This is a genomic window from Burkholderia sp. Ax-1724 (genome assembly GCF_011752995.1).
In the GTDB taxonomy this organism is placed as follows: domain Bacteria; phylum Pseudomonadota; class Gammaproteobacteria; order Burkholderiales; family Burkholderiaceae; genus Paraburkholderia.
Genome location: NZ_VWWL01000005.1, coordinates 246054 through 266645, shown reverse-complemented (window position 1 = coordinate 266645; position 20592 = coordinate 246054). Strand labels below are relative to the sequence as shown.

Genomic DNA, 20592 nt, shown 5'->3' with positions numbered 1-20592 from the left:
CGCAGGCGCGCCGCCTGGTCCGTTTGGTCCGTTTGATTCACCTGGTCCATTCAGGAGCGCCTTTTTTATTTCGCCCGTTTAACGCAGGCCGTTGCCTCACCTGCACGACTTCGTTTTACTGCGTCGCTCTACATCCGCACTCCGCGCCCTTCTTCGGCCATCGCGGCCAACGCTTGCGGCGGTAAAATCGCACAAGGCGATCAAGCCCGTCGAGAGGTAGAGCGAAGAGGCGTAAAAGAGGTGCGAGTTTGACTGAGTTCGAGCAGGGTTTCATTTTGACCCGGCATTGGCGGGACACGCCCGCCGGCACGGAAATCGAATTCTGGCTGGCCACGGATAGCGGGCCGCGCCATATCCGTTTGCGCCTTCAGCCTTCGGTCGCCTTCATTCCCGGCGAACATCGCGAGCGCGCCGAGACGATTCTGCGCGAGGACAAGCAGCACGAACTGCGGTCGCTCGAATTGCGCGACTTCCAGCAGCGTCCGGTGATGGGGCTTTACTGCCCGCAATACCGGCAGTTGAAGGGCCTCGAAAAACGCCTGAAACAAGGCGGTATCGACGTCTACGAAGCCGATATCCAGCCGCCCGAGCGCTACATGATGGAGCGCTTCATCACCGCGCCCGTGTGGTTCAGCGGCGAGCCGCAGCCCAAAGGCCCGCTTCTGAACGGCGAATTGAAACCGGCCAACGGTTATCGTCCGCCGTTGAAGCTCGTGTCGCTCGACATCGAAACGAGCGTGCATGCCGAGCTTTATTCGATCGCGCTCGAAGGTTGCGGCGAGCGCCAGGTGTATATGCTCGGCCCGCCTAATGGTAACGACAGCGACGGCGACGCGGGCGCGCTCGACTTCAGGCTCGAATACTGCGAAACGCGCGCCCAGCTGCTCGAAAAACTGATCGCGTGGATGGAGTTGCATGATCCCGATGCGATCATCGGCTGGAATCTCGTGCAGTTCGATCTGAAGGTGCTGCAACAGCATGCGCAACAGTATCGCGTGCCGTTGCGCATCGGCCGCGGCGGCGCCGTGATGGAGTGGCGCGAGCACAGCGTCACGCGCAATCACTTTTTTGCGGGCGTGGCGGGTCGTCTTGTCATCGACGGTATCGAGGCCTTGCGCTCGGCGACGTGGAGCTTTCCGTCGTTCAGCCTCGAATACGTGTCGCGCTCGGTGCTCGGCGAGGGCAAGGCGATCGACAACCCGTATCAGCGCATGGATGAAATCCAGCGCCGCTTCGACGAAGCCAAGCCAGAACTCGCACGCTACAACCTCAAGGATTGCGAACTGGTTACGCGCATCTTCGCGAAGACCGAACTGCTGTCGTTTCTGCTCGAACGCGCGAGCGTGACCGGCCTCGCCGCCGATCGCAGCGGCGGCTCGGTCGCGGCGTTCACGCATCTGTATATGCCGCGCATGCATCGGCAAGGCTATGTCGCGCCGAATCTCGGCGACGTCGCCGGTGCCGCGAGCCCCGGCGGTTTCGTGATGAATTCGCGGCCCGGCCTCTACGACTCCGTGCTCGTGCTCGACTACAAGAGCCTCTATCCGTCGATCATCCGCACGTTTCTGATCGACCCGCTCGGTCTCGTCGAAGGCCTGCTGCATCCCGACGACGCGCACTCGGTGCCGGGCTTTCTCGGCGCGCGCTTTTCGCGCACGCGCCACTGCCTGCCGTCGGTCGTCGCGCAGGTCTGGGACGCGCGCGAAGCGGCCAAGCGCGAGCACGACAAGCCGCTCTCGCAGGCCCTGAAGATCATCATGAACGCGTTCTACGGTGTGCTCGGTTCGACCGGCTGCCGCTTTTTCGATCCGCGTCTCGCATCGTCGATCACGATGCGCGGCCATGAAATCATGCACACGACGCGCGAATGGATCGAGGCGCAAGGCTACGAAGTGATCTACGGCGATACCGATTCGACCTTCGTGTGGCTCAAGCACGCGCGCGACGAGGACGCCGCCGCGCGCATCGGCCGCGCGCTCGTCGACCATATCAACGCGGCGTGGCGGCAGACCTTGCAGGCGCGCTTCGGACTCGACAGCGCGCTCGAACTGCAATTCGAGCGGCACTACCGGCGCTTTTTCATGCCGACCGTGCGCGGCACCGAAGAAGGCAGCAAGAAGCGCTATGCGGGTCTCAGCGTGGCCGCGGACGGCAGCGAGGAAGTGGTCTACAAGGGGCTCGAAACCGTGCGCACGGACTGGACACCGCTTGCGCAACAGTTTCAGCAGGAGCTGTACCGGCGCATTTTCAAACAGCAGCCGTATCAGGATTACGTGCGCGACTATGTGCGCGATACGCTCGCGGGCCGGCTCGACGATCAACTCGTGTATCGCAAGCAGTTACGCCGCCCGCTCGCCGCCTACGAGCGCAACGTGCCGCCGCACGTGCGCGCGGCACGCGTCGCCGATGACTTCAATCGCGCGCAGGGACGTCCGCTGCAATATCAGAACGGCGGCTGGATCAGCTACGTGATGACGATCGCCGGGCCCGAGCCGCTCGAAACGCTGCGCTCGGCGATCGACTACGAGCACTATCTGACGCGGCAATTGCAGCCGGTTGCCGACGCGATTCTGCCTTTGCTGCGCGACGATTTCACGAGGTTGATGTCGGGGCAAAGGGAGTTGTTCTGAGTGGCGATGTTGCGGATCTCGCGCGGCTGCGAGGCTATCGCACCGCGATCATAAGCCTCGCGCAATACGCTTTCCAGCTGGCGCCACCTGCGCCTCGCATTGCGCGAGATCGATCAGCGGCAACTGCCAGTCGTGCCGGTTGCCGAATGCGATCAGGTCATCGGCGATCACCGACTTCTGCCCGCCGCCGCTGCGCAGATGCGCCCACGCGCTCAATTCGGCCATGCTGTCGATCACTGCCATCAGACCTGCCCGTATTCGAAGGCCCTGCATCGAAGCTTGGATGTGCAGACCGCGCTGGTTTGATGCGCTTTTCAGAAAGCGCTGCCCTCAGGTCCACCTGAGGGGCCACCTAAGGATCGACCTGAAAGTCCACCCGAACCTCACAGCCCCTAAACCGGCATTGCGCAATCCTGACACCACCCGGATCGCGCAATCCGCCGCCACCCGGCACTCAACCTGCGTCCCGCGCCCCAAACTTGCGCCGGTACGCCCCCGGGCTCGTCAGCGCAATGCGCCGGAAATGCCGCCGCAGCGATTCTTCCGAGCCGAACCCCGCCAGCTCCGCGACGCGCGCCATCGGCAACGGCGACGGCGCCTCGAGCAGTTCGCGCGCAATCGCGACGCGCTCGCGCACGAGCCAGTCGTACGGCGCCATGCCGGTCGCGTCGCGAAATTGCCGTTGCAGCGTGCGCGTGCTCATCGCGGCACGCTCGGCGAGCGAGCGCAGCGTGTGCGGCTCGGTGGGATGGCGGCGCACCCAGTCCATCAGCTTCGCGAGACGCCCGCTTTCGTCGTGCGGCACCGGTCGCGGCACGAACTGCGCCTGCCCGCCCTCGCGATGCGGCGGCACCACGAGCCGTTGCGCGACGCGGTTCGCGATCGCGCTGCCGTGGTCGCGCCGCACGAGGTGCAGCAGCATGTCGAGCCCGGCCGCCGATCCCGCCGACGTGATGATCCGCCCTTCGTCGACATAGAGCGCGTCGGGTCGCACGCGCAGATGCGGATAGCGCTGCTGCAGTGTCTCCGCATAGCGCCAGTGCGTCGTGACAGTCTTGCCGTCGAGCACGCCCGCTGCCGCGAGCACGAACACACCCGAGCAGATCGAGCAGAGTCGCGCGCCACGCTCGTAGGCGGCGCGGATTGCGCTCAGCAGCGCGGCGGGCGGTGCTTCGTCCGCGTCGCGCCAGCCCGGAATCACAATCGTGTCGGCTTGTGCGAGCAGCGTCAGCGTATGCGGCGCGCCGATCGTAATGCCGCCCGCCGCGCGGATCGGCCCCGGCTCGGCCGCGCAAACCGCGAAGCGATACCAGGGCACGCCGAGTTCGGGACGTTCGAGCGCGAACAGTTCGGTCACGCAGCCGAATTCGAAGGTGCAGAGCCGATCGTAGGCCAGCGCGACAACGAGATGGTTTTGCATGGCGCGATGTTACCGAAGATTGACGATTACGCCACTTATCCGCGTACGGGCCGAGCGGCACAATCAAACCGCCTGATCGCACCGCAGCCCCGCCCGCCGACAGGCCATCCGCTCAACCCTGCCATCGCGCCTAGCCATGTCCGACACTTCCATGCCTTCCAGCCGCGCCGCCGACAGCGACGGCCCCAACGTCACCAACCGCGCCAACGCCGTCACCGCGATCCCCGCCGCCGACAGCACCGCCGCGCTCGCCCACTTCCAGGCGTCGCTGCAATTCGAAACCGATTGTTCCGACGTCCACGCCGCGCTCGCGAGCGGCACGCCCGGCTTCGTGCTGCTCGACGTGCGCAGTCCCGCGCTGTTCGCCCAGGGCCACGTGCCGGGCGCGCTCAATCTGCCGCATGGCAAGATCGTCGCGTCGAAGCTGGCCGGCTATCCCGCCGACACGCTCTTCGTCACCTATTGCGCGGGCCCGCACTGCAACGGCGCGGCGCGCGGTGCCCTGCGGCTCGCGCAACTCGCGCGCCCCGTCAAGCTGATGGCCGGCGGCGTCACCGGCTGGCTCGACGAAGGCTTCGCGCTGAGCCGTCCCGAGGCAGCCCTGCCATGACGCGCCGCCGGGGCTTGCTGCCATGGTCCGCCAGCGCGATCTGCGAGCGTGATTCGCCGCCGCGACTCGCCCCCGTGATCCACCGCTGAAACACGCCGCAAAGCCCGGCCCGGCCGTCATCCGCGCCCAATCGGGCCGGCTCGAGAATGCATCTCGATTTGTCTAAATAAAAGCCGCGAGCTGCCGATAACAGGTCAAACCGCCCCTCTCCCGACGGTTGGACCCCATATGCTGAGTTCCCACCTTTTCTGGTTCGTCGCTATTTCGTTCGTAGCCGTGGCGCTGGCGTCGTCCGGCGCGCCCGAACTGACGGACCGCATGTTTCTGCTTGCGCCGATGCCGCTGCGGCACGCGTGGCGGCTCGCCGACGCGCTCGCGGCGACGGCCTGCCCGCTCGCGCGCGCCACCTCGACGGCCACGCCGCGGATCGCGCGCGCGCCCGGCAAGCCCAACCCACTCGATCTTTCGCGCAAACGTTTCGCTGCCGCGCTCGCACATCCTTTCGAAATAGCAACACGGGCCGCGGACGTCGAGACGAAATCGCAGGCCGACCAGCCGCCCTCGACGACGCGCAACGCCAGCAACACATGCAACGCAATGCCAGGCGTCCTGCCCGGCCAGCCAGTCAACGCGGGCGACTTCGGCGCCATGCTCAGGGGGAGAACAATGGCCGCGTGAGCACGCCACGCGTTGAAACGAGCTTCGCAATGACTTTTCAGAATGATTTCCCCGAAACGACTTCGGGATGACATAAAAGCATGTTGTCGTCAGCGTTCATGACGATTGGGCAGACGCCCAGCCGCTACGACGGCAACGCACAAAACAAAACAGGCAAGGTGTTGGAGATTTCATGACTTTCGACGTAGCGACGTATACCTCGTTGTGGCTGATCACGTTCCTCTGCTGTGCGCTCATCACCACGGCGCTGTCGCGCATGTTCCCGCAGGTCGTCGCATTCCGTTTCTGGGCCATCGGGTTCTATCTGAACGGCGCGTCGTCGGCCTGCTTCGCGTTGCATCTGACGTGGCGGCACGGTGTGTTTCTCGTACTCGGCGCAACGTTCGCGCTGCAATGCCGGATCCTGATCTGGTGCGGCCTGCGCAAGCTGCTCGGCATTCGCGCGCCATGGCGCACCGGGCTCGCGCTGTCGCTGCTGTTCTGCGCGCTCTATGGCGGCGCGCTCGCGTATCCGCTGCCGATTCTCTTCCGCGCGGCGCTGCTCGCGCTGTTCTTCCTGCCGTGCCGCCTCGGCACGCTTTACGACATATGCCGGCCGCGCCGCACGCATCTCAGCCCGGCACGCTCTATCGCGGCGACCGGCGCCATGCTCGCGTCGCTCAATACAATCCTGCCGCTCGTGCTCGCGCTGCTGAACCGCACCAACCTGTCGCTCGTGCTCGCCAATCCACGCACGACGTCGGCGCTGTACGCCTTCGTCTTCGCCGGCGACCTGCTGCTCGCGAGCGGCCTGATCGTGCTCGCGTTCAAGCTGCTGAGCGTCGAGCGCAACATGCTTGCCACGCTCGATCGCAGCGCGTCGGCGCACCGCGCGGCACGCCGCGCCATGCGCGCGCTGCGTCAGTCGAAGGAGACGCTCGGGGCGGCCCGCGTGCATCACGACGATGTCGGATATGCGCCGACGGCGGCCGGCACGATTTGAGAAAGCACGGGCCGGGTGTGTGCCGGGTGTAGGCCGGCCAGCCCGTGTTTCGCGGCTTCGGATCACCGCTTTACGCCACGGCCGCGCGTCGCGGCTTCGTGCCGCGACCTCATGCCGCCACCTCGCCCCGCCGCTTTACTTCCGCTCGCCCTCTGCGCTCGCGACGAGCGCTTCGAGCCGCCGCGCCAATGCGTCGCTCGCAGGCGTCATCGGCATGCGCAACTCGTTGCGGATCCAGCCTTCGGCCGCAAGCATCGCCTTGACCGGCGACGGATTCGGCTCGACGAACGCAAGCTCGATCTGCGGCACGAGCGCCTGAAAAATCCGCCGCCCGTCGTCGAGCCGCCCATCGGCAAGCGCACGATGCAGCGCGACGAAACGCTCGGGCCGCACATGCGCGGCTGCCGCAATCGCCCCGCTGCCGCCAAGACACAGCGTACTGAAGATCTCGAGGTCGTTGCCGGCCAGCACCTGCAAGCGACCGTCGCGAATCAACGCAAGCGTTGTGTCGAGCGAGCCCGCGCAATCCTTGATCGCCCGAATCCGCGGATGTGCGGCCAGCGTGAGCAGCGTGTCGAGTTCGAGCCGCACACCGGTGCGCTGCGGAATGTCGTACAGCACGACGGGTTGCGCACTCGCGTCGGCCAGCGCGCTGAAATGGCCGACGATACCGGTTTGCGCAGGCCGCGTGTAATACGGCGCGGCAATCAGCACACCCGCGATCGGCAGCGGATTCAACTGTTCGATGCGCTCGCGCATGCTCGCCGTGCCATTACCCGACACGCCGACCAGTACCGGCAACGCGTGCCGCTGCGGGGTCGCGTCAGCGGCAACCTGCACCGCGTCGAGAATCGTCGCGAGCACGGCATCCTGTTCGGCGGCGTCGAGCGTGGCCGGCTCGCCGGTCGTGCCGAGCGCGACGAGACCGGCCACGCCGGCGTCGGCATAGCGGCGCACGAGCGCGCGCAAGGCGGCGTGATCGACCGCGCCGTCGGCGAACGGCGTAATCAGCGGAATCCAGATACCCGAGAAATCAGACATGTTTTCTACCTCGATGACGACCGTATCGAATCCGGTCAGCGGTGCGAGGAAGAAAGGAGAAAGCCGGGGGGCGGTCAACCGGTCGTTCCGTCGCACATCTGACGACGGAACAGCGTGCTCCGGTCAGATGAGCGGCTGTTTTTTGGCTTTGGCGTGCACGTTGAGCGAAGCGTCCATGCGTGCGAACGCCACGCTCGCGAAAGCGGTGCGGACGGAGGTCGACGGACGGAGTCGGAACGTGGAGCCGGAGTGCATGAACCGCAGTGTAACCGCGATAGCGCCACAGCAGGTGCAATCCGGCATGGCATGCGGGTTCGTCTTCGCCGGTGACCTGCTGCTCGCGAGCGGCTGGATCGTGCTCCCGTTCAGGCGGCCGAGCGTCGAGCGTGACATGCTCGCCACGCTCGGGCGCGGTGCGTCAGTGCATCGGTGCGTCAGTGCATCGGTGCATCGGTGCATCGGTGCATCGGTGCGTCAGTGCGTCGGCACACCGCGCCGTGCGCGTGCTGCGTCAGCCGAAGGAGACGCCCGGCGAGGCGTGCGGACACCAGGCCCGGCATCACCCCCGCTCAGCCTTCGACGGAGACGGTTTGAGTTCGGCGGGGCGAACTTCGCGAGGTTCGCTCTCGCGCAGCATGACCCGCACCGGTTCGCTGCCTGCGGCCGGACGTGCCAGCAGCGGCTGAGCCGGCTCGCATTTCTTGAGCTTGCCTTCGACCGAAGCGCCGCAATCCATCTGCAACTGCTGGTAATAGATATTGCCGGTCACATGCGCATTACCCTGCAGTTCGACGAAGTGATCGGCCGTCAGATCGCCCACGATCCGGCCATTGACCACCACGTCATAGCAGTGCACGTTGCCCTCGATCGAGCCTCGATCGCTCAGGACGAGCAAGGTCTGACTGCCGGCCGCGCCGCTGACGTTGCCTTTGATATGGCCGTCCATGCGCAACCCCTCGCTGAACTGAAGATCGCCGGTAATTCGCACGTCTTCTGCGATCAACGTGGCAAGCCTCGAGCGCTCGATACCTGCGTTTTTTTTCTTGCTGAACATCACGGTTTCCCCGAAAAAAGCCGCCGCTCAGGCTTTGGCGACGGCGACTCGACTCCACTACAGCACGGCATCATGGTCATGCCGCGCCTCTGCGGCAGCCGTGCATTGTTTCGCTCAGCGACGCGGCGCCGTCGCGCGGGCGGTGCCCTGCTCGCGCAGAAACGCCAGCTCGGCGCCGAGCCTCGCGACCTCGGCGGCGGCGCTGTCGGCCGTCTTCTGCACCGCGCCGCGCGCCGCCGACTCTTCGGCCAGCGCGAGCCTCAGGCGAAGCACTTCCGCCTGCCGGCTGCCGGCGTCCGCGCTCGCCACGGCGCATCGATCGCACGGCTCGTGCGGCCCGCGAGCCTGGCCCATCTGCCACGCCTTCAGCGCGAACGCGCCGGCACACGCGCTCAGCATGCAGACCACGGCCCAGACGGCCATGCGCCACGCCAGCGGCCGCGTGGGACGCAGCGTATAGCCGTGGCGGCTCAAACTCATCGTCACGCGCGAGGTGTGACCGCCCATGCGCCGCTTAACCATGAGCCGGCGGCGCAAACAGCGCGAGATAAGCGACGGGATTGACGACCTCGCCATTGACCCGTACTTCGAAATGCAGATGCGGACCGGTCGAGCGGCCGGTCGAGCCGACATCACCGATATGCTGTCGCGGCAGCACCAGTTCGCCCGCATGCACGACGAGCCGCGAGGCATGGCCGTAACGCGTGACGAACCCGTTGCCGTGATCGATGTCGATGGCGTTGCCGTAGCCCGATTTTTCGCCGGCGAAGATGACGCGGCCGCCGGCGGCCGCGAGGATCGGCGTCCCCGTGCCGGCGACCAGATCGACGCCGGGATGGAAACTCAAACGATGCGTGAACGGGTCGCTGCGATTGCCGAACGGCGAGCCGAAGCGCGCTCCGTCGACCGGCATGCGGCCGGGAAACGCGGCATAGACGACGGCATGCCGGGCCGTCTGCCGTTCCAGTTGCGACAGCGTCGCGTCGATGCAGCTCAGTTGCTCGCGCGTGCGCTGCGCATCGGCACGGCCGCGTGCCTGCCCGGCAAGTTCATCGCAGCGGCGCGGCGGCAATGCGGGACCGCCTTCGCCGTCGGTGGCGGACATGTCGGATTCGCCATCCGATGCGGCACTGGCCGGCGCGGCGGAGCGTGGCATGGCCGGGCGCCGGGTCGGCTGCAGCGTGCTCAAACGCGTTTCGAAGTCGCGCAGCGTATCGACCTCGGCGGTGAGCCGCGCAATCCGCGGTTCGATCTGCGCGACCGACGCGTTCAGTTCGCCGAGTTGCGCGATCCGGTAGTCGCGTTCGACGTGATTTTCCTGCGGGACGACAGCGGCCTCATGAACCGGCCAGTGCATGCCGATCGCGATACCCGCGCCAACGGCCACGACGGCGGTGCCGCACGCCGCGCCCAACGCGAGCGATAACGCGGTACGACGCGTGACGAATCGCAGCGAGCCGCTTGCCAGTCCGCTGCCCAGCCGGAACGGGGCGGCCATTAGCGACGCCCGGCGCGCGTGCGGCCTCGCGCGCGAAGCGGCGCATGCGCGAGACCTCGCATGCGCGGAAACAGCCCAGCGGCATTGGATTCATACGGTATCGGCCGAATAAAAACGGAGGCGATAAAAGACGAAGCTGGCGATTATCACCTGGGATTGCCAGGCTCTATCTCAAATACAGGACGGGGCCTGGAGAGGCATGCGCGATGCGCAGCGAATGGAGCAACGCGTGGCGTTCGAAGCGTGTGTTGCGCGCTGCGCCATGTCGCGCGGTACGAGCCGATGCGCGTTCGCGTCGGTCGGCACACGGGCATGACCGGCGATGCGCCGCTGCGCGTGCAAGGTGCAAGACCGCGCGGTAATCGGCGGCGCCGTTCGGGCGGCGGCCCGCCCCGCGAGAAAACGCTTGACTTCTGGCGCCCAGAAATTAATATACGCAACGCGTATATTTTTACCTCACCCTTCCCGCCGATTCCTTTTTCCGACAGGTGCCCTCATGAGCGTTCCGCAACAAGCCTTCCTACGCGATGCGATGCGTCGCCTGAACATGACGCGCGATACGTTCGCGAGCCGTATCGGCGTATCACGGCGGGCGCTCGATACGTGGCTGCTGCCGGACGACTCGCAGGAATCGCGTGCGATGCCGGAAATCGTCGAACGCTTCGTGTCGGAAATCGTCAACGCGGAGCCCGGTGAAAAATATACGCAAAGCGTAGACTCGCAATCGCTGGCGAGCCAGATGCTGTTCGAGGGCAGGCCGCAGTTGCTGTCGGTCGATCAGTTCTCGCGCGACTCGGTCGAGGCGCTCTTTCGCGTCGCCGACATCATGCAGCCCATCGCGCGACGCCGCAAAATCTCGCGCGTGCTCGAAGGCGCGGTGCTCGGCAATCTGTTCTTCGAAGCCAGCACGCGTACGCGCGTGAGTTTCGGCGCGGCGTTCTGCCGGCTCGGCGGCTCGGTCTGCGACACCACGGGCTTCACGTTTTCGTCGATGGCGAAGGGCGAATCGATCTACGACACGAGCCGCGTGATGAGCGGCTACGTCGACGCGCTCGTGATCCGCCATCCGGAGCAAGGCTCGGTGGCCGAATTCGCGCGCGCGACCAACGTGCCGGTCATCAACGGCGGCGACGGCCCCGGCGAGCATCCGAGCCAGGCCCTGCTCGACCTCTACACGATCCAGCGCGAGTTTTCGCGCCTGGGCAAGATCGTCGACGGCGCGCATATCGCGCTGGTCGGCGACCTCAAATACGGCCGCACCGTGCACTCGCTCGTGAAACTGCTCGCGCTGTACCGTGGCATCAAGTTCACGCTGATCTCGCCGCCGATGCTCGAAATGCCGGGCTACATCATCGAGCAGATTTCGCGCAACGGCCATGTGATCGAGCAGACGCACGACCTGCGCAACGGCCTCGCCGGCGCCGACGTCGTGTACGCGACGCGCATCCAGAAGGAACGCTTCACCGACGAATCGTTCGAAGGCTACACGCCCGACTTCCAGATCAACCAGGCGCTCGTCGACAGCATCTGCGGCGCCGACACGCTCATCATGCATCCGCTACCGCGCGACAGCCGGCCCGGCGCGAACGATCTGAGCGTCGACCTCAACCACGACTCGCGGCTCGCGATTTTCCGGCAAACCGACAACGGCATTCCGGTGCGGATGGCGATTTTCGCGGTGCTGCTCGGCGTCGAAAAGCAGGTTCAGCATTCGATGCGCGATGCCGCATGGCGCCCGCCCGTGTATCTCGGCCCGGATGACGCGGTGTTTCACGGCATCGACTGAGAGCGAGCCCGCTGCCGGTTCTGCTTACGGCATCATTGGCGAATCAGGCTGCTGCGCCCGCTTGCGCCGCGTGTCTGAACATGCCGGCAAAGAACAGCACCTGATACTGCACCGCGTTCGACCAGTACTGCCAGGTATGTCCGCCTGGCCGCTCGGCGTAATCGTGCGGCACGCCGAGTTCGACGAGCCGCTCGTGCAGCAGCCGGTTCGATTGCACCAGCGAATCGTTGACGCCGCAGTCGATCGTCAGCGCGATATGCTCGCGGCCGAAATCCTGCGCGCTCGCGACGATCGCTTCGCTGTTCCAGAAGTCGGCATCTTGCGACGGATCGCCGAAAACCTGGTCGATGCCGGGTTCGTCTTCGCAGCCGCGCGGGTCCACCGCGCCGCTGATGCTGCCCGCCGCACCGAATTCGCCGGGCCGGTCGAGCGCGATGCGCAGCGCGCCGAATCCGCCCATGCTCAGGCCCGTGATCGCGCGCGCCTGCTTCGCCGCGATCGTGCGGAAATGTCCGTCGATATAGCTCACCACTTCGGTGCCGACATAGGTCTCGTAACGGCTGCGAGGATCGACGGGACTATCGATGTACCAGCTCTCGTGCCCGCCGTCGGGCATCACGAGAATCACGTGATAGCGGTCGGCCAGTTTGCCGATATGCGAATTCGCGGTCCAGTCGGTATTGTCGCCGCCCGAACCGTGCAGCACGTAGACGACCGGAAAGCGCTTGTCCGCATTGCCGCGCGCGTACTGATCGGGCAGCACGACCGTCGCATCGAACGAACGATGCATCGCCACGCTCGGAATCGCGACGACGCGTGTCTGAAATGCCCATACCGGCGACGCGATCAGCATCAGAATGAGCCAGAACGCACGAACTGGATTCATGGTGGGTCGCTCTCCGCTTCGCTTTCATTCGTCAGGCATGCGAATAAAGTCATTGCGCATGCGTCGGCCAATGTCTCCCGACGACTTTAGCAAGAGCGACTTACAACCGTATTTCAGCGAAACATACGGTCCGTCAGGGGCGGGGCGTTGTGGGACAGGTCGTGCCAGAGATCTTCGGTGTTCGGCGTATTTCGGGCTTTGTGGACGGGCGGTGACGCTGCGCATCAAAATCGTCCCATTAAATGGAAACACGGCAAGACGACAGACACGCCCCTCATAAATAGGCATTTGAAATCGAGATAGACAGCGTTTTTGTCAGTCTTTGTGAAAATCGTTCTATCTCGATTTTTCCGTGTTGACCCGATCGTTTTTCCATGATGAGGTAGCGGACTTCTCAAGCTGCCTGGGAATCAAACTTGCGCAGCCGGATATCGATATTCACGGCTGTTGACGTTACCCATAGTGAGGCAAAGTGAAGCGCTACGTACTCAGGAAAGGAGACAAATCGACCAATGGCGGCATCGTTACGGAGGGAATTGAAAACTGCACCGATCATGGTGTGCCGATAACCTATCTTGGCGCCCAGGTCTGGTGTAACGGTTGCCAGTCTGTTGGTCATATTGAACCAACGGGGCCGCGCCACCGCGCAGTCAGATACGGCAAACAGGAAGCACTAGACGGGGACATTTGCCTGTGCAAATGCTGCCCGCCCCCCATCCTTCATGCATCGCAAAGCCACTCGTTGTACGGTTTCCAAGCTCATGGACTGGAGGCAGTGGAATATGACGCTCGCGGTCAGGCACTGCCAACCGATCCAACCGGCGATTTTGACGAGCGAGTACGCATCATCGACGCTAACGGTCGAGCACTCGTCGCGACGCCGTATCACATACGAACGGCGAGCGGCGCAGTCTACCAGGGTGTAACGGATTCTCTTGGCTACTGTCCACGCATCTATACCAACAACATATCGCGACTCGATATTGCAGTCGGGATTCGTGCGCTGGAGCGCTGGACAATCGCTTCATGACTAAAGTGCCGGAGCACTGAAGATAATGGGAAATTACGTTTATCAAACCAACACCAATCGGAGAGCAAACTCTCAATACGATGTGCTTGGGCATCCTATGCCCGCAAAGGTATTCATCTTTGTCGTCGTTGACGAACCTGGACAGGATGGTTTTCTCGTTCGCCAATGCTACGCTGACGTTGACAACCCCTATCTGCAAGAGTTGAAACTTGGTGAGTTGGGAAATTTGCGGGAGGTGTACCCGGAAAAATATGGGCTATGGGGAAAGGACCTGGCTCGGGTGCAACGATCGCAAAGCATGTAATGGGTGAAGAAAGAGTCACAAGCTTTTCCTCTACAAGCTCAGACTTTCCGGGTGGTGCAACCCGTTTTGATGGGAAAACAGTCTATATCGACATCGCAAAGGCGAAGCGCTCCGGCGCGCGACTTGTTACCGGTCAACAAATTCGTGCCGCACTGGACGAATACGCCCAACAGAATCCACATTTGAAGAAACGAATAGAGACGATACGCGGCTATTCGGAAGCCCTGGATAGGGAAATCCTGATACAACCCCATCCCAGCGTGCCGCCATCAGGCGTGTTCACACCGGAGGGATTGGGTGGGACGCGGGGCCTCGTGAAATACGTGCGCGTGGTACAGGTATTTTGCATTGCATTCACCGCTGATGATCTTTCGGTGGCAATCGGGCAATCGTTTAAGACAACGTCGGTTCGCCCCATCGAAAAGGAAGTTGTGCGACAGATGGGCGGCTGGGGTGGCGCGATAGCTGGTGCCAGGATCGGTGCAATTGCCGGGACCATGATTGGTGTCGAGACAGGACCGGGAACCGTGATTACGGGTCTGATTGGCGGAATAGTTTTCGGAACGATAGGCTATCTCGGCGGAAGCTTCGCCACCACGAAGATGCCGACGCATTAACAGGGAAATCAGCGTGTTCTCATTGCAACGAATAATCGACGATATCGGTCGCAAGCGGCAAGAGCGGCGCTTTGCTTCGCAGTCGCAAAACCGGCTGACGGAAGTCATCGAGCACGTCTTCGGAGCCGATATCGACAAACTGAAGGAGATATTTCCATCGTCCGGCATAGTCACGATTCTCGACGACTTCCCCGCTTACATCGAGATTCGCCCTCTTCGCGATATCGGCGTCAATGCCTTTCTCGTGAGTCAGACTATCGAGGTTGCCCAAATGCCGCGTTACGTCATGACTATTCGCAACGGTCGCGAGGAAACAGAGTGGCAACACTATAACAACGACCATCTGCATACTTTCCTCAAGCACGACCAGGAACTTGCGGGATTCAATATGCGGCTCCTGACCAACGACATTGCCTTGATCCGGCAACTCGCTGACGCACGATTCAATCCCCCTTGCCCATGGATCGCATTCTATGAGCTTGGCCCGATTGCAGGCTCCTTGCAGGGTAACGCCGAATACTGGTATCACCACGTCTGGGACCGGTACTGGGAAGCGCTCAGTCTCCACGAACAGTCTGAGTTTCTTGCAAGGAAGCGACAGGAAACCATTAGCTACATGTCCGAGAGTGAATGGCGGGATTGGATAAGCGGACTCAGATTCCGCGATCCAAGAACACGCGACTCACCATGAATGGCTCGGCAAGAACGTCAGGCACATCCCGCTTCCCGCATTCAACCGAACCCGCCCCATCATGCACGCCATGCATAGTCATCTTGCAAGAGTTTCCCTTCTTCGGCGCACACGCCTGTGGCATCGTCATATCGCGCTGCAACGTATCGAGCTTCGCACTTCCCCCAGGGAAGAGGTGAGCGCGCCGCGCTCCACATGTCGAATGCTCATGACGATCAATTCAAGGAGAAACCAGCATGTCCCACCCCCAACAATTCAGTGGCAAGGATGAACTTATCGCCCGTTGCATCCCCTTTCTGGAAGAGGTCAAAGACATCACGACGAGCACGGAAGTCGAACAATGGCTGAATACCCGCTATGGCGTGGATAGCGAGTTGTACCAGGATCTGTCGCGTCTGATCCGGCTCGGCGTGAAGGAAGGCTGGGCGGCCGACGTCGAAGTCGGCGGCCCACGCTATCGCCGTGCCCGGCTCGTCACGCCCTCCGCCGAGACGTTCTATTTCAGCATCACCGCGGTTCTGATAGACAGCTCGGACAACACCCAGAACAATCCCGAAGGCAGCTTTCGCGGCGACTACCACGCGCATCCGTATGGCGAGTTCAACATGGTCGTGCCGCTCGACGAAGGCGCCGCGCTGATGGGCCCGAACGGCTGGTGCCACGCCGGCTGGACAGCCCCGGCCCCGGGCAGCAGCCACTATCCGGAAGCGAGAGGCGGCGCCGTCATCGCCCTGTTCTTCCTGCCCTCGGGACGGATTTCCTACGATGCAAAGCCGCCGCAAGCTCGAACGTCAGACGCGCTTCACGTCTGAACCTCGCTGACCACGTCCTCGATCTGCCGCCTGAGCCACTGTAGTGCTGCGTCGTTGTCATTGCGCTCGTGCCAAACGACTCGTACCTCTTCGCTCGGGCACGCGTAGGGCGTCGCGTGCGTCGTCAATTCGCCCTGGCTCTCCATCTCGCGCCCGAGTGGCGATGGAACAAGCGCGAGCATGTTGCTGGAACGCAGGAGTGCCGGCATGGCCAGCGCGTGCGCGACCGCCACGCGCACGCGCGGCGACTCGCCGCGCGCCGCGTAGGCACGATCGAGTGCATCGCGGTTGAACATCTCGGACTGCCTGGCAAGACCGCGTTCGAGAATAAAGCCGCTTACCGCGCCCTCTTCTTCCCCGCCGAGCGAGATGGTCGCGAGCGGGTATTCGAGCAGATCATCGAGCGTAAGCGGCCGCCCGGCGAGCGGATGATCGCGATGCATCAGCAAAACATCGGTCTGCTCCCAGATCGTCATCCAGCGCAAGCGCGACGGAATCTCCGCGAAGATGCCGACCGCGATATCGATGCGGCCCACATCGATCTGGCCGGCGAGATCGAGGCGTGTCGACGGCCGGACGACGAGATCCGTCAGCGGCGCTTGCGCGCTCAGACGCTGGCTGAGTCGCCCGAGCAACAGCGAGGTGATGTAGTCGTTGGCCGCGACGACAAACTTGCGCTGCGCGTCGGCCGGTTCGAATGCGGCGACGCCCAGCGCCAGCTTGATCTGCTGAAGCGCACCGCGCAACGGGCCTGCCATGTCCATCGCGCGCGCGGTGGGCTGCATGCCCTTGCCGGTACGCACGAAAAGATCGTCGTTGAGGACCTGGCGCAGGCGTGCCAGTGCATGGCTCACTGCTGACTGGCTCAGGTGCAGGCGCTTGCCCGCAAGCGCGAGACTGCGCTCCTCGAATACCGCGTCGAAGACGCGCAGCAGGTTCAGGTCGATGTTATCCAGAGACATCATGCGGCTCCGTGCGCTGGCCGGCCGGTAGGCACTGCCCTAGCATCGTTGACGTTCGGCATGGATTCAATGCGGCACGCTGCGTCCAGCAGCGCCCTGTACGGCACGCAGGCAGCGCCGCCATCTGCGGCAGAAATCAACGCGTCGCTCGTGCGCGCGAGCACGTCGAGTTCGCCGCGCTCGCCATCGTGTGGCACGTAATTGACGATAGGCATGACATCTTTTCCTGGTCGACTGAAGCAAGCGCGTCAGCTTACCAGGATTCCATGCAAAGCGAGCGATGGGAACACCATCGGCATGTTTCGACATATCCCCGATGCTCCCACCCGGTAACGTCCAGACGAGATTGCGGCGGATGTCTATCTCGACGCGCACGGGCGCCCCGAGCCTCGGCACGAACTGCTGTCCCACACGTGCCTGCGCGGGCAATTCTCCGGCGGCGCGACGCCGACCTCATACCTCGAACGCGAGAGCGAACTGCTGCAATGGCATCCGGGCGGACCACTGCTCGTACAGCCGGGCGCGGCGATCGACCTCGCGGTCAGTTGCGCTCTCGCGGGTATTGGCATCATTCATCTGTTCGAGGAGATGCTGCGCGCACATATCGCCAGCGGCGCGCCCGAACCAACTCTCGAACCGTGGCGGCTGCGCTTTTCGGGGCCGTTTCTGTATTACCCGAGGGCATCGCCACGTGCCCGCGCCGCTGCGCGCATTCGTCGACTTTCTCAAAGACGACGCACAGGCATCCTGATGATTGATGCCGAGCCGGCCGGGACATGAGCAACATGCCGCCTCAGCGATCGCCCCTGCACAGACGCGCGATCATCGTCAGAAAATATTCCACGCCACTCGGCTTGCGCAGGTAAAAACTCCAGTTGCGCGCCTCGCCTTCGGACGGCGGCACGGCCGTGTGCAGCAGAATCGGCACATCGGCGAGTTGCGGCATCGCCTTGAGGCTGCGGCACAGCTCGGCCCCGTCCATGACCGGCATCGTCCAGTCGGTGACAATCAGGTCGGGAACATGGGCACGCGCGCACGCGAGCGCTTCGGCGCCGTTGTTCGCACAACTCACCTCATACCCCTCGCGTTCCAGCATCAGGCACCACGCGGCCAGAATTTCCGGCTCGTCGTCCACCAGCAGGATTGAGCGCGTCATCGTCTGCGAACTCGTTGCTTCGATTGCCCGACGAGATGGCGCAAGAGGTGTTCCACATGCGGCAATTGCGGCGATAATGGGCGCCATCTTCGGCTCTCTCCGGGCCCAGCCGGACACCGGGCGCCCGTGCATACGCTGCACAACGACGCGATGGCGCGATGGCACGACGCCAAGGCCCACGGAGCCGACGGGAGTAATGCGATCGGGCGAGTTCGTACGTTCGTATGTTGTAGAAATTTCCTGGGCGCATTCATCATGACCGACACACGCATCAGTCCGCTGCGCAATTTCGCCGACTACGTCCGGGCGGAACGCAGCCGTCTCACGCAGCAATGGATGGATGCCGTTGCCACCGACCTCGATCTCGTCGAAGCCGACAAGCTCACCTATCAGCAACTCGCCGATCATCTGCCGGAAATTATCGAAGGACTCTGCGCCGCGCTCGATGTGGAAGACCTCGAACAGGTCGAAACGTCGATCGAGCGCAACGCGAAAAAGCACGGCAAGATTCGCTGGGATCAGGGCTACCGCATCGAAGAACTCGTGCGCGAACTCGATCTTTTCCGGCGCGTGCTCGCCGAAGCGCTCGAGGAATTCGCCGCGCGCGAGAGCAGCTTCACGCGGCGTCACGAAAGCCGCGCGCGGCGGCTCATCGCCGAAGCATTCAGCATGGTCACGTACACGTCGATCAAGGAAGTGGTCAACGAGCGCGATCGCAAGATCGACGAGTACACGGGGCAGCTCGAACGCGCGAATCACGAGTTGATGCTCAAGCAGCAACTGGTCGGCGCGCTGCACGAGTCGCGCATGCAGATCACGCGCAGCGTCGTGCACGATCTGCGCAACTTCCTCAACGCGTTTTCGATCGCGCTGCAACTGATCGCGCGGGCGCCGTCGAAAGCCGAGACCGCCTTGACGCTCGCCAACCGCCAGGCCGCCGACATGAAGCAACTGGTCGACCAGATGGTCGAGTACTCGGTCGTGCTCGGCGACGCCACGCCGCTCGTGCCCGAAGCGGTCGATCTGCGCGAGCTTTACGAGGAGCTCGTCGCATCGTCGCGGCCGCTCGTCGAAGCCAAAGGGCTCAGGCTGCTCGCCTCGATCGATCCGGCGTTGTCGGTCGTCACGTCGAATCGCCTGAAGCTCAAGCAGATCGCGGTCAATCTGCTGTCCAATGCGATCAAGTACACGAAGTCGGGGCAGGTCGAATTGCAACTCGCGACCGCCGGCACCGACCACTGGACGATTCGCGTGACGGATACCGGCGTCGGCATCGCACCCGCGGATGCGGATCGCGTGTTCGACGAATTCGAGCGCGCCGCCGGCGAGGACATTCCGGGCACGGGGCTCGGGCTCGCGATCGTCTGCGAGCTATGCCGCGTGCTGAACGGCCACATCGGGTTTGCGTCGCGCGAAGGCGTCGGCACGACGTTCGAGATCCGCTTTCCGTTGCGAAGCGAGTGACCTTCGCGATTGCCGTGCGGCACGTTCGCACGATCCGCTACACTGCGCGGATCGATACATCTCCCCATCGACCCACAGCCTCATCGCCTTATCGACCGCGCATGATCCATCTGCAAACCGCCCGCTTTCCTGAACAACTCGACATCGTGCGGACCATTTTCCGCGAATATGCCGGGAGTCTCGGCATCGATCTCGGCTTCCAGCAGTTCGACTCCGAACTGGCCGGCTTGCCCGGCAAATTTGCCGAGCCTCGCGGCCGCGTGCTGCTCGCAAGCAACGACGCGGGCGAGATTGTCGGCTGCGTCGCAATGCGTCCGCTCGACGAAACGATCTGCGAAATGAAGCGCCTTTACGTGCGCCCCGCGGGACGCGGCCTGCATGTGGGCCGGCAGTTGGCTACGCGCATCTGTGCGCTGGCGAAACAGGCCGGCTATCGGCGCATGCGCCTCGACACGCTGCCGACGATGCAGGCCGCGCTCGGACTCTATGCGTCGCTCGGCTTCGAACCGATCGACGCTTACGTGTTCAATCCGATTCCCGGCGCGATCTTTCTCGAATGCGATCTGACGAAGCAGCACGAGCAATCGGCGTAGCCGGCGCCATCGCGCGCGCCGGTTCTGCTCAGCGCGCGGCATGAATGAGGTTAGCGCCGCCGTGGATGGCGTGGCCCGCGGGCAGGCATGCGCTCATCGCGCCGCCGCCCTGCCCGCTCAGACCGCGCACGATCACGTCCGCCGATTGGCCGTCGCGCCGCGCGAGTTCCGCGAGATCGAGCAACGCGGCATATCGCGCGGAACAGTCCTGCGATGCCGCGTCGAAGCGGTGGCCCGCGACATCGGCCGCCGATGCGACCCAGGTGTCGATGGCCGGCAGCGCCGCCACCACGAGCATCGCCAGTGCGGATACGGTGCAAATGGCGCGTATCGACGACACCCCGGTTCGCGCCCGACACCTCGCGGTTTCTCGCCCGG

The 20592-nt window shown here is 63.7% G+C and carries 22 protein-coding genes and 2 pseudogenes; 12 read left to right on the top strand and 12 right to left on the bottom strand.

Annotation, left to right across the window (positions count from 1 at the left end; genetic code table 11):
- Positions 1-248: 248 nt before the first annotated feature.
- Positions 249-2630, top strand: a complete 2382-nt coding sequence (locus F3J19_RS08675; RefSeq protein WP_167039792.1) for a DNA polymerase II — start codon at positions 249-251, stop codon at positions 2628-2630.
- A 35-nt stretch (positions 2631-2665) separates the two neighbouring features.
- On the opposite strand, the pseudogene F3J19_RS08670 reads toward F3J19_RS08675, so the two are convergent.
- Positions 2666-2870, bottom strand: a pseudogene (locus F3J19_RS08670) (DUF2252 domain-containing protein); the annotation flags it as partial.
- A 214-nt stretch (positions 2871-3084) separates the two neighbouring features.
- Positions 3085-4050 carry a transcriptional regulator FtrA gene (ftrA, locus tag F3J19_RS08665; RefSeq protein ID WP_167039790.1) on the bottom strand — a complete coding sequence of 322 codons (966 nt, stop codon included), beginning with the start codon at positions 4048-4050 and terminating at the stop codon, positions 3085-3087.
- 151 nt (positions 4051-4201) lie between these two features.
- Here ftrA and F3J19_RS08660 point away from each other — a divergent pair, with 151 nt between their 5' ends.
- The 3 genes from F3J19_RS08660 (at position 4202) to F3J19_RS08650 (ending at position 6320) form a co-directional block, all read left to right on the top strand.
- A complete protein-coding gene (locus F3J19_RS08660) occupies positions 4202-4660 on the top strand; it encodes a rhodanese-like domain-containing protein (protein ID WP_167039938.1) in 459 nt (152 codons plus the stop codon).
- Between the two features lie 228 nt (positions 4661-4888).
- A complete protein-coding gene (locus F3J19_RS08655) occupies positions 4889-5338 on the top strand; it encodes a hypothetical protein (RefSeq protein WP_167039788.1) in 450 nt (149 codons plus the stop codon).
- A gap of 172 nt (positions 5339-5510) precedes the next feature.
- Positions 5511-6320: a hypothetical protein gene (locus F3J19_RS08650; protein ID WP_205192665.1), complete on the top strand. Its 810-nt coding sequence runs from the start codon at positions 5511-5513 to the stop codon at positions 6318-6320.
- Between the two features lie 135 nt (positions 6321-6455).
- Here the strand turns inward: F3J19_RS08650 and dapA are convergent, their stop codons facing one another.
- The 5 genes from dapA to F3J19_RS08625 form a co-directional block, all read right to left on the bottom strand.
- Positions 6456-7361 (bottom strand): 4-hydroxy-tetrahydrodipicolinate synthase, encoded by a 906-nt coding sequence (gene dapA, locus F3J19_RS08645; RefSeq protein ID WP_167039786.1) that lies wholly within the window; start codon positions 7359-7361, stop codon positions 6456-6458.
- Positions 7362-7484: 123 nt separating this feature from the next.
- Positions 7485-7754: a hypothetical protein gene (locus F3J19_RS08640; RefSeq protein ID WP_167039784.1), complete on the bottom strand. Its 270-nt coding sequence runs from the start codon at positions 7752-7754 to the stop codon at positions 7485-7487.
- A gap of 166 nt (positions 7755-7920) precedes the next feature.
- The gene (locus tag F3J19_RS08635; protein ID WP_167039782.1) at positions 7921-8415 is read right to left on the bottom strand and encodes a polymer-forming cytoskeletal protein; all 495 of its coding nucleotides are present in this window, start codon (positions 8413-8415) and stop codon (positions 7921-7923) included.
- A gap of 114 nt (positions 8416-8529) precedes the next feature.
- Positions 8530-8922 carry a hypothetical protein gene (locus tag F3J19_RS08630; RefSeq protein WP_167039780.1) on the bottom strand — a complete coding sequence of 131 codons (393 nt, stop codon included), beginning with the start codon at positions 8920-8922 and terminating at the stop codon, positions 8530-8532.
- Positions 8923-8929: 7 nt separating this feature from the next.
- Entirely contained in the window at positions 8930-9913 is a 984-nt protein-coding gene (locus tag F3J19_RS08625) for a M23 family metallopeptidase (RefSeq protein WP_167039778.1), read from the bottom strand.
- Positions 9914-10409: 496 nt separating this feature from the next.
- Here F3J19_RS08625 and F3J19_RS08620 point away from each other — a divergent pair, with 496 nt between their 5' ends.
- Positions 10410-11699, top strand: coding sequence for an aspartate carbamoyltransferase (locus F3J19_RS08620; RefSeq protein ID WP_167039776.1), 1290 nt, complete (start codon positions 10410-10412; stop codon positions 11697-11699).
- Positions 11700-11742: 43 nt separating this feature from the next.
- On the opposite strand, the gene F3J19_RS08615 is transcribed toward F3J19_RS08620, so the two are convergent.
- Positions 11743-12585 (bottom strand): alpha/beta hydrolase family protein, encoded by an 843-nt coding sequence (locus F3J19_RS08615; RefSeq protein ID WP_167039774.1) that lies wholly within the window; start codon positions 12583-12585, stop codon positions 11743-11745.
- Positions 12586-13057: 472 nt separating this feature from the next.
- Here F3J19_RS08615 and F3J19_RS08610 point away from each other — a divergent pair, with 472 nt between their 5' ends.
- From F3J19_RS08610 to F3J19_RS08595, 4 genes are all read left to right on the top strand, one after another.
- Complete coding sequence (locus F3J19_RS08610) at positions 13058-13615, top strand: PAAR domain-containing protein (RefSeq protein ID WP_167039772.1); 558 nt, start codon at positions 13058-13060, stop codon at positions 13613-13615.
- A gap of 303 nt (positions 13616-13918) precedes the next feature.
- On the top strand, positions 13919-14536 hold the full coding sequence (locus F3J19_RS08605; RefSeq protein ID WP_240158826.1) for a hypothetical protein: 618 nt from the start codon (positions 13919-13921) through the stop codon (positions 14534-14536).
- A gap of 13 nt (positions 14537-14549) precedes the next feature.
- Positions 14550-15227 carry a hypothetical protein gene (locus tag F3J19_RS08600; RefSeq protein ID WP_167039771.1) on the top strand — a complete coding sequence of 226 codons (678 nt, stop codon included), beginning with the start codon at positions 14550-14552 and terminating at the stop codon, positions 15225-15227.
- A 236-nt stretch (positions 15228-15463) separates the two neighbouring features.
- Positions 15464-16039 (top strand): DUF4863 family protein, encoded by a 576-nt coding sequence (locus F3J19_RS08595; RefSeq protein ID WP_167039769.1) that lies wholly within the window; start codon positions 15464-15466, stop codon positions 16037-16039.
- On the opposite strand, the gene F3J19_RS08590 is transcribed toward F3J19_RS08595, so the two are convergent.
- Both F3J19_RS08590 and F3J19_RS08585 read right to left on the bottom strand, forming a co-directional pair.
- Positions 16030-17001 (bottom strand): LysR substrate-binding domain-containing protein, encoded by a 972-nt coding sequence (locus tag F3J19_RS08590; RefSeq protein WP_167039936.1) that lies wholly within the window; start codon positions 16999-17001, stop codon positions 16030-16032. The genes F3J19_RS08595 and F3J19_RS08590 overlap by 10 nt on opposite strands.
- Positions 17001-17216, bottom strand: coding sequence for a hypothetical protein (locus tag F3J19_RS08585; protein WP_167039767.1), 216 nt, complete (start codon positions 17214-17216; stop codon positions 17001-17003). Before F3J19_RS08585 ends, F3J19_RS08590 begins: the two co-directional genes overlap by 1 nt.
- 133 nt (positions 17217-17349) lie before the next feature.
- Here F3J19_RS08585 and F3J19_RS32575 point away from each other — a divergent pair.
- Positions 17350-17752, top strand: a pseudogene (locus F3J19_RS32575) (LysR substrate-binding domain-containing protein); the annotation flags it as partial.
- Positions 17753-17794: 42 nt separating this feature from the next.
- On the opposite strand, the gene F3J19_RS08575 reads toward F3J19_RS32575, so the two are convergent.
- The gene (locus F3J19_RS08575; RefSeq protein ID WP_167039765.1) at positions 17795-18157 is read right to left on the bottom strand and encodes a response regulator; all 363 of its coding nucleotides are present in this window, start codon (positions 18155-18157) and stop codon (positions 17795-17797) included.
- A 255-nt stretch (positions 18158-18412) separates the two neighbouring features.
- On the opposite strand from F3J19_RS08575, the gene F3J19_RS08570 reads away from it, so the two are divergent.
- A complete protein-coding gene (locus F3J19_RS08570) occupies positions 18413-19621 on the top strand; it encodes a sensor histidine kinase (RefSeq protein WP_167039764.1) in 1209 nt (402 codons plus the stop codon).
- A 101-nt stretch (positions 19622-19722) separates the two neighbouring features.
- Positions 19723-20214, top strand: a complete 492-nt coding sequence (locus F3J19_RS08565) for a GNAT family N-acetyltransferase (protein ID WP_167039762.1) — start codon at positions 19723-19725, stop codon at positions 20212-20214.
- Positions 20215-20242: 28 nt separating this feature from the next.
- On the opposite strand, the gene F3J19_RS08560 is transcribed toward F3J19_RS08565, so the two are convergent.
- The gene (locus F3J19_RS08560; protein ID WP_167039760.1) at positions 20243-20554 is read right to left on the bottom strand and encodes a hypothetical protein; all 312 of its coding nucleotides are present in this window, start codon (positions 20552-20554) and stop codon (positions 20243-20245) included.
- Positions 20555-20592 lie beyond the last annotated feature (38 nt).